The organism is Caballeronia sp. LjRoot34 (assembly GCF_964253815.1).
GTDB lineage: Bacteria > Pseudomonadota > Gammaproteobacteria > Burkholderiales > Burkholderiaceae > Caballeronia.
Map to the genome: position 1 here is coordinate 2,566,424 of NZ_CAXUSB020000001.1, position 15,816 is coordinate 2,582,239.

A 15,816-nucleotide genomic window follows, 5' to 3' on the forward strand; every position below is an offset into this window, starting at 1 on the left:
CCGGGAAACCCTCTGGAACGGCTTTTATACCGCAGCGCAGAGTGTCCGCACAACATAAAAATCCCAGCATCGTGCGGCGGGTTGAACGCGCAAGTCATCCGATCCGAATGGGCCTGCGATCCGCCCGGTTTTGCCGCAATGGCCAGCCCTCGGCTTCTACCTCTGCCAGGGAGCGCCCGACGCGGACGCTGCCTTGCCATACTGCTGTGACGCTTTTCGCACTATGGCGATATCGATCTCGCCGTCGTCGGCCAACGCTTTCAAGGCTGCGATCACAATGGATGCGCGATCCACCTCAAAAAACTCGCGCAGCGCCTGACGGGTGTCGCTACGGCCGAAACCGTCGGTGCCAAGCGTCACGTAGCGACGCGGCACGTAAGCGCGGATCAGTTCGGGCACGGCGCGAACATAGTCCGTTGCCGCGATCACCGGGCCGCGCGACGCGCCAAGCATCGTGCCCACATACGGCGCAGGGGCTGTCTCGCCGAGCCGTGAAAGTCTTTCGGATACCATACCGTCTCGCTGCAACTCCGTGAAGCTCGTCACGCTCCATACCGCCGCTTCAATGCCCCACTCGTCGCGCAACATCCGCTGCGCCGCGATCACCTCACCGAGAATCGCGCCGGCACCGAGCAACTGCACCTGCGCCGTAGCGTCCGGTTCCGCCGCAAGCGGATACATGCCCTTGAGAATGCCCTCGCGCAGCGTCTCGAGATCGCCGCCGGGCACCGATGGTTGCGCATAATTCTCGTTCATCACGGTGACGTAATAGAACACGTCGCGCTGGCGCTCGACCATCTCGCGCATTCCTTCATCGACGATAGCCGCGACTTCATAGGCAAACGCGGGATCGTATGCACGGCAGTTCGGTATCGTCGATGCCACGAGATGGCTGCTGCCATCCTGATGCTGCAGACCCTCACCGCCAAGCGTCGTTTTGCCCGCGGTCGCGCCGATCAGGAAACCGCGGGCGCGCTGGTCAGCCGCCGCCCAGATGATGTCGCCGATACGCTGGAAGCCGAACATCGAGTAATAGATGTAGAACGGCAGCATGGGCAGATCGTGCACGCTGTAGGACGTCGCCGCGGCGATCCATGACGACATTGCGCCCGCTTCTGAAATGCCCTCTTCGAGAATCTGTCCCTTGGTGTCCTCGCGGTAATAGAGCATGGAACCGAGATCTTCCGGCTCATACAACTGCCCGAGCGGTGAATAGATGCCAACCTGCCGGAACATGTTCGCCATGCCGAAGGTGCGCGCCTCATCGGCAACCACCGGCACCACGCGGGGCCCAAGCGTTGCGTCCTTCATCAGCGTGCCGAACATGCGCACGATCGCCATGGTGGTCGACATTTCCTTGCCTGCCGCATCGATTGCGAACTGGCCCCAGGTAGTAATCGAAGGGACGATCAGCCCCTTCGACGCCGCTCTCCGCCTTCTGGGCAGATAGCCTCCAAGGCCTGCGCGTCGTGCGTGCAGGTACTGCATCTCCGGACTGTTTTCCGCAGGTTTATAGAACTTGACCGCCTCGACATCGGCGTCCGACAGCGGCAGGCGAAAGCGATCGCGAAACGCCTTGAGGTCGTCGAAGCCAAGCTTCTTTTGCTGGTGCGTCGTCATTCTTCCCTGCCCCGATGTACCCATGCCGAAGCCCTTCATCGTCTTGGCGAGGATCACGGTCGGCTGGCCTTGATGACCGAGCGCCTTCGCGTAAGCCGCGTGGAGTTTGCGTACGTCGTGACCGCCGCGACGCAGGCCGTCGATATCCTCGTCGCTCAGATGCGAAGCCAATGCGGCAAGCTCGGGATTCTGGCCAAAGAAACGCTCGCGGTTATACCCGCCGTCGTTCGCCGAGAAAGTCTGGAACTGACCATCGACCGTATGCGCGAATGCACGCAGCAACGCGTTGGTCTGGTCGCGTGCAAAGAGCGCATCCCAGTCGGAGCCCCACAAGACCTTGATCACGTTCCAGCCCGCGCCGATGAACTGCGCTTCGAGCTCATCGATAATGCGCCCGTTGCTGCGCACCGGACCGTCGAGCCGCTGCAGGTTGCAATTGATGACGAACACCAGGTTGTCGAGTTGCTCGCGCGCGGCCAGCGACAGCGCGCCGATCGATTCCGGCTCATCCATCTCGCCGTCACCAAAGAAGCCCCACACCTTGCGGTCCTGCGTCTTGGCAAGGCCGCGGTTTTGCAGATAGCGCATGAAGCGCGCCTGATAGATCGAGTTGATCGGACCGATGCCCATCGAGCCCGTGGGGAACTGCCAGAAATCCGGCATGAGCCACGGATGCGGATACGAACACAGCCCGGGTCCGACTATCTCCTGCCGATAGTGCTGCAAATGCTCTTCGCCAAGAAAGCCTTCAAGGAACGCGCGAGCATAAACACCCGGCGATGAATGCGGCTGGAAATACACGAGATCTGCGCCCGTGCCTTCGCCCGCATCCGGCGCAGCGGCTCGGAAGAAATGGTTGAAACCCACTTCGAAGAGATCGGCCGCGGAGGCATAGCTCGCAATATGGCCGCCGAGTTCGCCGTAAGCCTTGTTCGCACGCACGACCATCGCGAGCGCATTCCAGCGCAACGCAGCCGCGAGCTTTTCCTCGATCTCCAGATTGCCCGGATAACGCGGCTGCTCTGCAACAGGAATGGTGTTGATATATGGCGTGACACGCGCCCGCGACGACTCGATACCCAGCGACAGCGCATGCTCGGCGAGCCGGTCATAAAGGTATTGCGCGCGGTCACGGCCAACGTGTTCGGTGACTGCGTCCAGCGCCTCCAGCCATTCGGCGGTTTCCTCGGGATCGGTGTCTTCGCGACCTCGGGCTATCGACAGAATCTGTTCGCTTCCGCTGGATAAATCGGTCATGGCACGGCTCCGCATTGAATGGGGGAATAGCGTTGGCATTGCAATACAGCTTAACTATTGCGCCGCAGAATGTGCCTCTCATTTGCTTTTAATCAGGCTCCGGGATAGTGTATTTATTCCGCGTACGCCCCCTTCTCCAGAATATTCGAGCTATGACGACATCGCCTAAACGCCTGGACCGTATCGACATCGGCATCCTGAACCAGTTGCAGCAGAATGCGCGCATCACTAATTCGGAACTGGCGCAGGCGGTAAACCTGTCGCAGACGCCTTGTTTTAACCGCGTGCGGGCGCTCGAAAAATTGGGACTGTTCAAACAGCAGGTCACGTTGCTGAACCCCGAACCGCTTGGGCTTCGGATCAACGTGTTCATCCAGGTCAGCCTGACGAAACAGGATGAAGACGCGCTGCGGCGTTTCGAAGAAGCGATCGGCGAGCGCCCTGAGGTCATGGAGTGTTACCTGATGACCGGCGACGCCGACTACCTGCTGCGCGTCGTGATGCCGGACATCCAGTCTCTGCAACGCTTCATCATTGAACGGCTGACAAAGATCCCGGGCATCTCGAACATCCGATCAAGCTTCGCGCTCAAGCAGGTGCGGTATAAGACGGCGTTGCCGCTGCCGCTGTCGGGGTTGACGTTGCACGACCCAGACGAGAACGCGGATATGGAGTGGAGTTAATGGGGTTTATGGCTCGTTGAACAAGTCCCGTTGGCGTGGAAAGCGTATCGAATGGCATGTACACCGCAGCGCGTGCGCTTGCCGCTCGCTAAAGTGGAGAGGTCAATCACACACCAGGAGTACATGATGCGCGCCGCAGATATTCTTCCCGATCACCTCGACGACGGCACGTTCAACGGCGTCTCCGTTCGCAAAGGCACCGTCGGTGCGTTCCTCGCTAACGCGCGAGTCTGGGCCAATCCCTTGACGTCCGCGAACGAGCGTACAACGGCGGAAAACGATATTGTCGATGCCCTGCCCGCATTACGCGCGCTTGGCTTGTTCGACGTATTGGCGATCCGAGACGCGGGGTTGCAAGCGCTAGTCGACTCGCACTAGCTCATCGAACCCGCAGGAAGTCCCGAGGCGACATTCCGAACGCCGCGCGAAAACGCCGGCTGAAATGCGCGGGATGGTCGAAGCCATTTCGATAAGCTATCCTCTCTATCGACAACGATGCCTGGATCGGACTAGCCAGGTCATCGCGGCAGCCGAGATGAAAACATAAGGCCAACGAGCGCGAGGAGTGGCGGACATGGGGACTCTGCTGATCTAGTTTCGATGCGGCCGGCATCAATTTTGGCCAGCCAACGCGCTTGTCCGTAAGTGAACCGATCTCCTGCCCTCAGGTGAAGTGCCCACGACCCTCCCCTCGAACCATTTAATACAAAATTAATTCAATTAACTTTCATTTACTTTAATTTATCAGCTTAATCGAAAGCTATCCGATGATGCGGTGCACCGCAAACACCAAATCATACCGGGGTTAATACCAATTTGGCCGATCGTTGCGAGCATCGAATTAAACAGCGGCGTACACTCCAACCTGCCGACACCAGCCGAGCGCCTTATTCGGCGCGGCGCAGAGAAGAGCTCGGTCACGTCGTCATGGTTAATCAATTACGCGAATGGGGAGATTACGGTAATGAGCTGGACGCGAGAACAAAGAAACGTGACGATTGCGGCCTATTTAGGCTGGACACTCGATGCCTTCGATTTCTTTCTAATGGTTTTCATATTGAAAGACATCGCCACGGAATTCAATACGAAGATTCCGGCGGTCGCTTTTGGCATTACCCTGACGCTCGCAATGCGCCCTCTCGGAGCGCTGATCTTCGGCCGTCTCGCCGACAAATACGGTCGGCGTCCAACGCTAATGGTCAATATCGCGATCTATTCGCTGCTGGAACTGCTGTCGGGTTTCTCGCCGAATCTCTTTACGCTGCTCGTGTTGCGCTCGCTGTTCGGTATTGCGATGGGCGGTGAATGGGGTGTGGGTTCAGCCCTTACGATGGAAACCGTGCCGACCAAAGCGCGTGGCTTTGTATCGGGTCTTTTGCAAGCAGGTTATCCGAGCGGGTATCTACTGGCTTCAATTGTGTTCGGCGTCGCGTATCAGTATGTCGGCTGGCGCGGGATGTTTTTTATCGGCGTGGCGCCCGCGCTGCTGGTTTTATATGTGCGTGCGCACGTGCCTGAGTCGCCGGCATGGAAGGCCATGGAGAAGCGGCCACGCCCCGGCTTGCTGAAGACGCTCAGGCAGAACTGGCAATTGTCCATCTATGCAATTGTCTTGATGACCGCGTTTAACTTCTTCTCGCACGGCACCCAGGATCTTTATCCGACTTTCTTGCGCGAACAGCATCACTTCGATCCACACACGGTTGCGCTCATTACCATTGTTCTGAATATCGGGGCGATCTGTGGCGGGCTGTTCTTCGGATCCATGTCGGAGAAAATCGGGCGCCGCTGGGCAATCTTTATTGCCTCTTTAATCGCGTTGCCGGTATTGCCGCTCTGGGCGTTCTCAAGTGGCCCGGTAGCGCTCGCCGCCGGAGCGTTCCTGATGCAGATCTCGGTTCAAGGGGCCTGGGGAGTGATCCCGGTACATCTGAACGAGATTTCGCCCGATGAGATTCGCGCCACGTTTCCCGGCCTCATTTATCAGTTGGGCAATCTGCTGGCTTCGGTCAATGCCACCATGCAGGCGTCTATCGCTATCAAGAACGGCAATAACTATGGACTCGCCATGGCGCTGGTCGGCGGCACGGTCGCCGTGGTGATTGCGGCGCTTATTTTCTTTAGCCGCGAGCGACGAGGCATCGACATGACCGAGTCGGCCCAGCATGTCGGGGCGACGAGTTCGATTTAAGGGTTTTTATCCAATGGGGACGCATTTGCGTCCCCATTTTCCTCACTCGATTCACATCTCTTCCGCACCTTCTCTCGCACAACCGTTCTCTTTCTAGAGAGCGCGCTCCACAAAATGGCTTGTCGATCTCACCAAAGCTTTTTATCTTGATTAGAACGCCCGTTTTAATCAAAAGCTTTTAATCGATAATTGCCACCATGCGGACCGCCACAACGGTCCCGGAGACGCCTGTGCCTACCCGTTCCATGCTTAACGTTTCCAGTCGCGCGCCATCACGCGCGTCCGGCGATACAAAGACTCGCTTGCTCGACGCCGCCGAAGCGCTCTTCATTGACGCTGGTTACGAAGCCATGTCGATGCGGCTCATCACCGCTCGCGCCTATGCCAACCTGGCCGCCGTGAACTATCACTTCGGCGGCAAGGACGCGCTGATCCACGCAATGCTCACTCGTCGCCTCGACGGTCTTAACCAGAACCGCCTGGCCTTGCTTGAACGCTTCCAGTCCTCGCTGGGTTCGCAACTCACCTGCGAGCACATCCTCGGCGCGATGTTTATCCCGGCGCTCCAGCAATCCCGCTGCGTCGAGAAAAGCGGCCCTGCTTTGCTGCGCCTTCTAGGCCGCGCCTACACCGACCCGTCGCCGTTCATTCGCAATTTCCTGCGCGGAATCTATGCGGATGTCGCCGAGCGTTTCTTCTGCGCGTTTCAAACTGTCCTGCCGCATTTGCCTCGCGAAGAACTTGGCTGGCGGCTGCACTTTTGCATCGGCTCGCTCAGCGGCATTCTCGCCGGGGCCGATACGACCAGCCTTATCGCCGATTTCACGCAGGGCCAGCGCCTGGAGGACTCGCAATTGATCGGCCGTCTCGCGCTGGTCATGGTGGCCGCGCTCAAAGCGCCGCTGTCTCCTCCCAACGGCGCCTGTCCGTTCGCCTCCATGTTCGCCGAGCGCGAACCGGTCTCCGATAGCGCCACAGCCTTGACGCCGGACCCTTTAAGCGCGGGTCCGTTCGCGCACGATGACGCGTCGCAACATGCCACCGCCTGAGTTGAGGACGCACGCGCCGGGTATGTAATGTGCTGAACAATAAGCTGCCGATGCACACCGCCTCCATGCCGTTCTCGCGCACACTATCGAACAACATCGGGAGAGGTCGTCATGACAGCCAGCTTCGTGGTCGCACTGTTTATCGTGAGCGGGGCTTTGCTGTATATGCAAGCGCCCGCCGTTGGCTGGCTCGCATGGGCAGTGATCTGGGTGGCGGCCGGCTGGTTCGCAGGGGTGACCGGGCCGGTCCTCACAGCGCTCCTTGCGATCGTCTTCGTGCTGCCCGCGCTCGTGCTTGCCGTCAAGCCGCTGCGCCGTGCGCTGCTGACCAAACCTGTCTTCAACCTGTTCCGCAAGATCCTGCCCGAGATGTCGCCGACCGAACGCGATGCGATCGAAGCCGGCACGGTCTGGTGGGATGCAGCGTTGTTCTCGGGACGCCCGAAGTGGGACACGCTACTTGCACTCGGCGCACCGGTGCTCACGGCCGAAGAGCGCGCTTTCATCGACACGGAATGCACGCAGCTCTGCGATCTCGCGAACGACTGGGAAACGACGGCGATCTGGCAAGACCTGTCGCCGCAAACGTGGCAATTCATCAAGTCGAAGGGCTTCCTCGGCATGATCATTCCGAAGCAGTACGGCGGCAAACAATTCTCCGCCTACGCGCATTCGCAGGTCATCATGAAACTCGCCACGCGCTGCTCTGCCGCAGCGGTTTCGGTGATGGTGCCCAACTCGCTTGGCCCCGCCGAATTGCTGATGCACTACGGCACCGAAGCACAGAAGAACCACTATCTGCCGCGTCTCGCTCGTGGCGATGAAATCCCCTGCTTCGCGCTGACCAGTCCCTACGCCGGGTCAGATGCAGCGGCGATCCCCGACGTGGGCATCGTGTGCAAAGGAGTGCATGAGGGCCGCGAAACGCTCGGCTTTCGCGTGACATGGGACAAGCGCTACATCACGCTTGGGCCGATAGCGACGGTGCTGGGCCTCGCGTTTCGCGCGCTCGATCCCGACCATCTGCTGGGTACTGCAGATGAAGCCGGCATCACCTGCGCGCTCATCCCGACCAATCATCCGGGCGTGAATATCGGCCGCCGTCACTGGCCTTTGAATGCAGTGTTCCAGAACGGCCCGAACTGGGGCAACGATGTCTTCATTCCACTCGACTGGGTGATCGGCGGGCGCGAACAAGTCGGCAACGGCTGGCGCATGCTGATGGAATGCCTCGCAGCGGGACGCGCCATTTCGTTGCCATCGTCGAACGTGGGCATGGCGAAGCTGGCCGTGCGCGGCACCGGTGCTTACTCCGCCGTGCGGCGGCAGTTCCGTACCGCTATCGGCAAGTTCGAAGGCGTGCAGGAAGCGCTCGGGCGCATGGGCGGCAACCTGTATGTGATGGACGCGGCACGCCGCTTGTCGGCACAAGGCGTCGATCTTGGCGAGAAGCCGTCGGTGATTTCCGCAATCGCGAAATATCACATCACCGAACGCGCGCGCAAAGTGATCAACGACGGTATGGACGTAGTCGCGGGCAAGGGCATCTGCATGGGACCGTCGAATTTCCTCGCCCGCGCTTATCAACAAGTGCCTATCTCCATCACAGTGGAAGGCGCGAACATCCTTACGCGAAGCCTGATCATTTTCGGTCAGGGCGCGATCCGCTGTCATCCGTACGTGCTGAAAGAGATGACCGCGACACGCGATCCCGACCGCGCCAAGGGTCTGCGTGATTTCGACAACGCCTTCTTCGGTCACGCGAATTTCACGGCATCGAATGCAGTGCGCAGCTTCGTGTTCGCGTTCGGCGGCAGCGTGCTGATTCCCAAACCCACCCGCGCCGACACGCGTCTTGTGCCCTACTATCGCGCGGCTACTCGCTTCGCCACGGCATTCGCGCTGCTCGCGGACGTATCGATGTTCGCGATCGGTGGCGAATTGAAGCGGCGCGAACGCCTCTCGGCAAGACTCGGCGATATCCTCTCGCAGCTCTACCTGATCTCGGCCACGCTCAAGCGCTTCGAAGACGATGGCCGTCCAGAAGCCGATCTTCCGCTCGTGCGCTGGGGTGTCGAAGATTCGCTGCATCAAGCGCAAACGGCCTTCGAAGGCGTACTTTCCAACTATCCGAAACCGCTCGCAGCAGGCTTCGTGCGCGCACTTGCGTTTCCTTTCGGCATGCCGCGCCGCGTACCGGGGGATCGGCTGGGGAGCGCTATTGCCGAGTTGATGACAACCCCCGGCGACGCCCGCGAACGTCTGATTGCGGACTCGTACGCGCCGCCCGTGCATATCGATCCGCTCGGTTACGGGGAGTTGATGTTCGCGCTCAGTCCGCGTTATGCCGAGATCGAGCACAAGCTGCGCGATGCCGTTAAGGCCAGGCAGCTCCCGCCGATGCCGCAAAGCCTGCCCGATCTCGACGCGTGGGCCTCTGCCTGCGAAACGCGCGGTTTGATCGATGCGACCGAACGTCAGGTACTCTCCGACTACGCGCGTTACGGCGTGGAAGTCGTCAAGGTCGATGACTTCGGCGCGGATTTCGGTATGCTCGATGCGTTGAAGAAACGTCAGGAAGCACTGGCGAACGAGCCCGAGGAAATCCATGCGTGATCCAATACACAAGCGCTAAACCGTTTTTCAGGCAGGCATGAAAGATCGCTATCTCGACTTCGTCAATTCTCCCTTCGGCGCGAGCGTCGCGCGTTCCATCGGCTTGCCACAGCCGATAGTATTGCGGCGGCATGCGCAGGGACGCCCGGAATTCGGCGGTATGGCAGCGATCGGAGCGGGTCCGTCGCCCACGCTGTTCGAGCCGTTGATTACGCTGCTGACTTCCATCGGCATGACGAGCGTCGCTCACGAAAGCGCGCTCGGCTGGTTGCCCGTCGCGGCAAGACATGGCGCCATGAGCGGACGCTTCGAACCGCGCTCGCCCGGCGCGGCGCCGAACGATCGCGTACAGGCGCTGATCTTCGACGCAACAGGTATCACCGACAGCACGCAACTGCATGCGCTTTACAGCTTCTTCCACGATGCAATCCGGTCGGTGGCGAAGAGCGGCCGTATCGTCGTCCTCGGACGGCAGCCACAATCCTGCCCATCACCGCGAGCATGGACCGCGCAACGGGCGCTGGAAGGCATGACACGTTCACTCGGCAAGGAAGCGCGCGGCGGCATCTCTTCGAATCTGGTTCAGGTAGAACCGGGCGCCGATATTGAAGGCGCGCTGCGTTTTCTGCTTTCGCCACGCTCGGCGTATGTATCGGGTCAGGTCGTGCATATCGACACCACGCCGGTCACGCAGCCCGCCGACTGGAACCAGCCGCTCGCGGGCAAACGTGCGCTCGTGACGGGCGCGGCACGCGGGATTGGTGCGGCGATTGCGCAGGTGCTCGCCGATCGTGGCGCGCACGTGATCGGGCTGGATGTCCCTCAGGCTCAGGACGCGCTCGACCAGACCATGCTCGCGCTGGAAGATGCATGGCCGTCGCAAGGGGCGCACACGGCGCTCGCTGTGGATATCGCCGCGCCTGAAGCGCCCGAGACCATCTCGGCCGCGCTGCTGGCCGTGGGCGGTATCGATATCGTCGTGCACAACGCCGGCATCACGCGCGACAAGACCATCGCGAAGATGACGGAGGCCGCGTGGGACAGCGTGATCGATGTGAACCTCTCGGCGCAGGAGCGCATAGACGATTTGTTGCTCGATCATAACGTGCTGCACGCGGGCGGCCGGATCATAGGGGTATCGTCGATCAGCGGCATTGCCGGCAATCTCGGCCAGACCAATTACGCGACCTCGAAGGCCGGCGTGATCGGCCGCGTGCAAAGCATGGTGGAACCACTGCGCGCACGGGGCATCACGATCAATGCGGTGGCGCCGGGGTTTATCGAAACGCAGATGACCGCCCGGATTCCGCTGGGACTTCGCGAAGCCGGACGACGCATGAATTCGATGAGCCAGGGCGGCCAGCCTGTGGACGTCGCCGAGACGATCGCGTGGCTCGCCAGTCCGGCTTCCGCCGGTATCACCGGCAACGTGGTGCGCGTGTGCGGACAAAGCCTGATCGGAGCATGACCATGGGCATGCCGGTTCCGTCAAACTCGCCGCGCATGCGCACGGTGATCATCGAGTCGCTGCCTCCACCCGCGAAACTCTATGGCCGTGCGCTGCAGGGCATTTTCAAGCGCGCGGATGGGGTTGCCGAACTACCGCCGCTGCGCCTCGTGCGCCCGAGCGTGGCGCTCGACCCCGAACAGATCGGCCGCTATGCGCGCGTATGCGGTTTTATCCCCGAGCAAGGGGTGCCTGTCACCTTCCCTCACGTGATGGCGTTCCCGCTGCACCTGATGCTGCTCACCGATCCCGCGTTCCCATGGCCCGCGATGGGTCTCGTGCATGTATCGAACAGCGTGCGCTTGCGGCGTACGCTGTACTCGGGACAGGCATTACGCATCGAAGTAGAAAGCGGCGCGCTGGTGGCTCACGACAAGGGGCAGGCGTTCACGCTGCATACGCGCATCTATCGCGGTGGTGAAGCGGTCTGGGATGCGGACAGTGTGTATCTGAAGCGGGGTGTTCCGGGTCACCGTCATGCCTCCGCTCCTCAGGCCGACTCTACTGCGCCCGCACTGATCCGTGAAGCGCGCTGGCAGCTTCCCGCACAACTCGGCCGCGACTATGCAAAAGCGTCCGGTGACTTCAACCCTATTCATCTGCACGCCCTTGCCGCGAAAGCGTTCGGCTTTCCGCGCGCCATCGCGCATGGCATGTGGACGCTTGGGCGTACGCTCTCGGCGTTGCAACCGTCGAAGCAGCTCGGTGCCGCTGATGTGCAAGGCGCCTTCAAGTCACCCATTTTTCTACCCGCTGAAACCACGTTGTGGAGCGCGGCTTTATCGGCGACAGGACGTGACTTCGAAGTACGCGATCTGGCAGGTGAACGGCTCCATTTGCGCGGACGCTTCGAATGGGAATTGCCATGATTCCGGCGCTCGTCGTGGGCGAACGCTGCGATGCAGTCCGCGCTTTGTACAAAATCATACGGTATCCTCAACTACCCGGGCCGACTGAAGCCGATCTTGAAGCACCCGCCGTATCCTTCGACGAGACCTCATCATGACTGTGAGCGCCCCTCCCGCCGTACGTCGCGTGGCGATCCTCGGCAGCAACCGGATCCCGTTCGCCCGCTCCGGCACGGCATACTCGACAGCATCGAATCAGGACATGCTGACGTTCGCGCTGCAAGGCCTGATCGACAGATACGACCTGCACGGCCTGCGGCTTGGCGAAGTCGCGGCGGGTGCAGTGGTCAAGCATTCACGCGACTTCAATCTCACGCGCGAGGCGTTGCTGTCCACCACCCTCGCCCGGGAAACGCCCGCCTACGACGTGAGCCAGGCGTGCGGAACGGGCCTTGAAACCGCGATCCTGGTCGCGAACAAGATCGCGCTCGGACAGATCGACGCAGGCATTGCGGGCGGCGTGGATACGACTTCCGACGCGCCTATTGGCGTGAACGAACGGATGCGCAAGATCCTGCTCGAAGCGAACCGCGGCAAGTCCACGGCACAGCGCATGAGCGCGCTGGCGAAGCTGCGTCCCGGCATGTTGATCAAACCCGCGCTGCCGCGTAACAGCGAACCCCGTACCGGCCTTTCAATGGGCGAACATTGCGAGTTGATGGCCAAGCGCTGGAAGATATCGCGCGAGGCGCAGGACGAACTTGCGATCGACAGTCATCGAAAGCTGGCGGCCGCGTACGAGCGCGGTTTTTTCAACGACCTGATGACACCGTACAAAGGTCTTTCACGCGATAACATCCTGCGGCCGGATCTCACGCCCGAGCAACTCGCTGCGCTGAAACCCGTCTTCGACCGCGACGCCGGGACGCTCACGGCCGGCAATTCCACGCCACTCACCGATGGCGCGTCAGCGGTGCTGCTGGCGGCCGAAGAATGGGCGGCCGCGCGCAACCTGCCCGTGCTTGCTTATCTCACGTTCTCAGCAACCGCGGCCGTTGATTTCTTCGACAAGAAAGAAGGTCTCCTGATGGCACCCGCTTATGCTGTCCCGCGTTTGCTCGAACGCGCGGGACTGGCGCTGCCCGACTTCGATTTCTACGAGATCCATGAAGCATTCGCGGCGCAGGTGCTGTGCACGCTCGCGGCGTGGGAAGACGAGGAATACTGCCGCACGCAACTTGGGCTCAACGGCCCGTTCGGGTCGATCGAGCACAGCCGCATGAACATCAATGGCGGGTCGCTGGCAACGGGTCATCCGTTCGCGGCGACCGGTGGACGGATCGTGGGGACCCTTGCCAAAATGCTGGCGATACCGGCACGGGAGCCAGGCGACACGCGCACGCGCCGTGGGCTCATCTCCATCTGCGCGGCGGGCGGACAGGGGGTGGCCGCCATTCTCGAACGTTGATGCCGGCTGGCGGGCCGGCCAGGTTTGTCGATGGCATCCATCTGAAGAATCTGAAGATAAAAACGCAACGCGCCGGAATTTCCAGTCTCCCCGATGCGTTCTAAGACATGGAAAGGTTTTCGCCGTGAACTGCGCAACGGCAAAGCGGCCAAAGCAGAACGAACGGACCACGGAGAACTTCATGCATCGAGCACGACGGCGCCGCCAAAACCGCAAGCTGATCCGCCCAAGCGCCTGGGTCTCGAGTCTGCTCGCTGCCCTCGCCCTGTCAGCCATAGCCGTGCCCGCCAGCGCGCAGGAGGCGGTGAGCAGGGCCGCGGCCACGATCGCACTGCCGACGTCCACCGCTACCTCTGCAGCCGGTCCGGCGCTCTCCGCCGGCGCAACGAGTACGCCGCCGAAGACGCCCGCGGCGCTGGTCGGAAAACTCCCGCTCGATAGCCAGGTGCGCTGGCTGAGTCGCGCCGCACGGAGCGGCATGCTGGCCAACATGAGCGACGCGGCGCTTGTTTCGCTGTTCAAATCGCTTGATCCCCTGGCGCTGCCGCGCTATCTGAAGGACGGCCCGAATGGTTATCCGTCGTATGAGTTCACCATGCTTCGTCGTGAGCGTATCCATGGCCAATGGCCGGATCAGGCCGACCACATGCTGGTGCGCGTGACACGCGACCCGCTGCGGGTCTACGCAAAATGGCTGCCGGACGGCGCACACGCGGGTCAGGAGATTCTCTACGACGAAACCGCCCGCCCCGATGAAATGTACGGTCATCTAGGCGGTTTGCTAAAGGTGATTGCGCTCTGGACGTCACTTAACGGCGCGCTCGCGCGCTCGCAATCGCGCCATTCGGTCCGTGATCTCGGTACCGAATACATCACGCAGCAGTTCCTCGCCGAAGGCAAGAAATTCGCCGACGCCGGAGTCATGCGCGCCGAGGACATCGAAGTGAAAACGATTGATGGTGCCCGCGTGGTTGCCTTCACTTACGAAACCCCTTCTGGACAGCCCGAGTTCTACGCCAAGAAAGAAGTCCTGGGACTGGACCTGAGGCGGCCATATTTCCGGACGGCGGAATCCTTCGACAACGACGGCAATATCTTCGAAAGCATCGTGTTCCAGACCATCGTACCGAAGACATTCGACGACACCACGTTCAGCCCCGTTAACCCGGCTTACAATTTTTAGCCCGCACTCGATTGCGTTCATGGCGCGTGTTCAGACCGGGGGCATACGTGGCTTTTGGTCTGTTTTAAGTTTCGCCTAAGACTTGACCGATACCCTGCCCCAACTTCATCGAAACTTCACGCGCCGCTGCGTGGTGCGACATGGTGCGATCGACGCGCTGCACGATACACAAAGACAAAGCATTAACGAAAGGAGTTCGTCATGAACCTCCGCGACGCATCGGCTCCAGTACGGGCCATCAAACGATTACTCAGCCACCACGAGATCGCCACGCTGCTATTGCTGCTGCATGCGCCGATCGACGCAATGGCCGCGCCTCCCGACGTTGCCTCGCTGAGCGAATACGGCTACGTGGAGATGGTATCGCCCATGCCGGGCGAGTCCAAGTTCCGCCTGACCGACGACGGCAACGCAGTGCTGCGCGGACTCGGCATCAAGTAGATCCGGCCAGGACGCTATTCACAAACGCACTCGTTCACGCTGGCCGCTCACGCTTTCACCCCGCATCGCGATCTCTGGAATAATCGATTGAGTGACGCTTTCCCTCAATCGAAAGGAGATTTGCAATGCCTGCTGCAATGCCCGCTTCCCGGCCCAGATTTGCACGCGTTCTGCTGACCAACGACGATGGTATCGACGCACCCGGCCTCGCCGTGCTCGAAGCGGTAGCCGCCGAACTCGCGGACGAAGTGTGGGTCGTCGCCCCGGAGCATGACCAAAGCGGCACGTCGCATTCCATCAGCCTTCATTCGCCGCTGCGCGTGAGCGAGCATGGCAAGCGTCGCTTCGGCGTGCTCGGCACCCCGGGTGACTGCGTGGTGATGGCGGTGCGGCATCTGATGCGGGACGCGCCCCCCACGCTATTGCTGTCGGGTATCAACCGCGGCGCGAACCTGGGTGTAGAAACCATGTTTTCCGGCACGGTCGGCGCGGCCATGACAGGCTTGCTGCTCGGCTTGCCATCCATTGCATTGAGCCAGACTTTCAGTGACCGCGACAACGTGCGCTGGGATACCGCGCGCGAACTCGCGCCCGGCGTGATCCGCTCGCTGCTCGCCATCGAACACAATGCGCCGACCTGCTTCAACGTGAATTTTCCGGATATAGACGCCGCGCTGGCCGGCCCGCTAACCCCGACTCGCCAGGGCGTGGGATTGGTGGAAGGTATCGACGTCCTGCCGCAAATCGATCCGCGTGGCCTGCAATATCACTGGCTGCGTTTCCAGCGCAGTCCGCGCGAAAATGCAGCCGACAGCGAGACGGCGGTGGTCGCATCGGGACGCGTATCGGTGACGCCGCTGCAATTCGAACGCACCGACGAACGTACGTTCGCTACGTTGACGGCGGCGCTGGCGTAGACGTCAAACTAAGCGGCGAGACCGTTGGATTCGATA

The 15,816-nt window shown here is 61.0% G+C and carries 13 protein-coding genes; 11 read left to right on the plus strand and 2 right to left on the minus strand.

The genetic code is table 11. From position 1 onward, the window contains the following. Positions 1-156 precede the first annotated feature (156 nt). A complete protein-coding gene (gene mdeB, locus ACSQ36_RS11435; RefSeq protein WP_436181985.1) occupies positions 157-2,877 on the minus strand; it encodes an alpha-ketoglutarate dehydrogenase in 2,721 nt (906 codons plus the stop codon). A gap of 152 nt (positions 2,878-3,029) precedes the next feature. On the opposite strand from mdeB, the gene ACSQ36_RS11440 reads away from it, so the two are divergent. Beyond that, positions 3,030-3,560 carry an Lrp/AsnC family transcriptional regulator gene (locus ACSQ36_RS11440; RefSeq protein ID WP_213761630.1) on the plus strand — a complete coding sequence of 177 codons (531 nt, stop codon included), beginning with the start codon at positions 3,030-3,032 and terminating at the stop codon, positions 3,558-3,560. 126 nt (positions 3,561-3,686) lie between these two features. Then, positions 3,687-3,938 carry a hypothetical protein gene (locus ACSQ36_RS11445; RefSeq protein ID WP_436183158.1) on the plus strand — a complete coding sequence of 84 codons (252 nt, stop codon included), beginning with the start codon at positions 3,687-3,689 and terminating at the stop codon, positions 3,936-3,938. 1 nt (position 3,939) lies between these two features. Here ACSQ36_RS11445 and ACSQ36_RS11450 read toward each other — a convergent pair whose 3' ends face one another. Then, positions 3,940-4,173, minus strand: coding sequence for an AraC family transcriptional regulator (locus tag ACSQ36_RS11450; protein WP_436181986.1), 234 nt, complete (start codon positions 4,171-4,173; stop codon positions 3,940-3,942). A gap of 351 nt (positions 4,174-4,524) precedes the next feature. Between ACSQ36_RS11450 and ACSQ36_RS11455 the strand changes: the two genes are divergently transcribed. The 9 genes from ACSQ36_RS11455 (at position 4,525) to surE (ending at position 15,780) form a co-directional block, all read left to right on the plus strand. Beyond that, positions 4,525-5,751 carry an MFS transporter gene (locus ACSQ36_RS11455; protein ID WP_436181987.1) on the plus strand — a complete coding sequence of 409 codons (1,227 nt, stop codon included), beginning with the start codon at positions 4,525-4,527 and terminating at the stop codon, positions 5,749-5,751. A gap of 245 nt (positions 5,752-5,996) precedes the next feature. After that, complete coding sequence (locus ACSQ36_RS11460; RefSeq protein ID WP_436183159.1) at positions 5,997-6,800, plus strand: TetR/AcrR family transcriptional regulator; 804 nt, start codon at positions 5,997-5,999, stop codon at positions 6,798-6,800. A gap of 111 nt (positions 6,801-6,911) precedes the next feature. Further along, positions 6,912-9,416: an acyl-CoA dehydrogenase gene (locus tag ACSQ36_RS11465; RefSeq protein ID WP_436181988.1), complete on the plus strand. Its 2,505-nt coding sequence runs from the start codon at positions 6,912-6,914 to the stop codon at positions 9,414-9,416. A gap of 37 nt (positions 9,417-9,453) precedes the next feature. Continuing rightward, on the plus strand, positions 9,454-10,884 hold the full coding sequence (locus ACSQ36_RS11470) for a 3-oxoacyl-ACP reductase (protein ID WP_436181989.1): 1,431 nt from the start codon (positions 9,454-9,456) through the stop codon (positions 10,882-10,884). A gap of 2 nt (positions 10,885-10,886) precedes the next feature. Next, positions 10,887-11,792, plus strand: coding sequence for a MaoC family dehydratase (locus tag ACSQ36_RS11475; RefSeq protein ID WP_436181990.1), 906 nt, complete (start codon positions 10,887-10,889; stop codon positions 11,790-11,792). Positions 11,793-11,925: 133 nt separating this feature from the next. Next, positions 11,926-13,239: an acetyl-CoA C-acetyltransferase gene (locus ACSQ36_RS11480; protein WP_436181991.1), complete on the plus strand. Its 1,314-nt coding sequence runs from the start codon at positions 11,926-11,928 to the stop codon at positions 13,237-13,239. 181 nt (positions 13,240-13,420) lie between these two features. Next, a complete protein-coding gene (locus tag ACSQ36_RS11485) occupies positions 13,421-14,422 on the plus strand; it encodes a DUF1571 domain-containing protein (protein WP_436181992.1) in 1,002 nt (333 codons plus the stop codon). A 201-nt stretch (positions 14,423-14,623) separates the two neighbouring features. Further along, positions 14,624-14,863 carry a hypothetical protein gene (locus ACSQ36_RS11490; protein ID WP_436181993.1) on the plus strand — a complete coding sequence of 80 codons (240 nt, stop codon included), beginning with the start codon at positions 14,624-14,626 and terminating at the stop codon, positions 14,861-14,863. Positions 14,864-14,988: 125 nt separating this feature from the next. Next, positions 14,989-15,780: a 5'/3'-nucleotidase SurE gene (gene surE / locus ACSQ36_RS11495; protein ID WP_436181994.1), complete on the plus strand. Its 792-nt coding sequence runs from the start codon at positions 14,989-14,991 to the stop codon at positions 15,778-15,780. Positions 15,781-15,816: the final 36 nt, after the last annotated feature.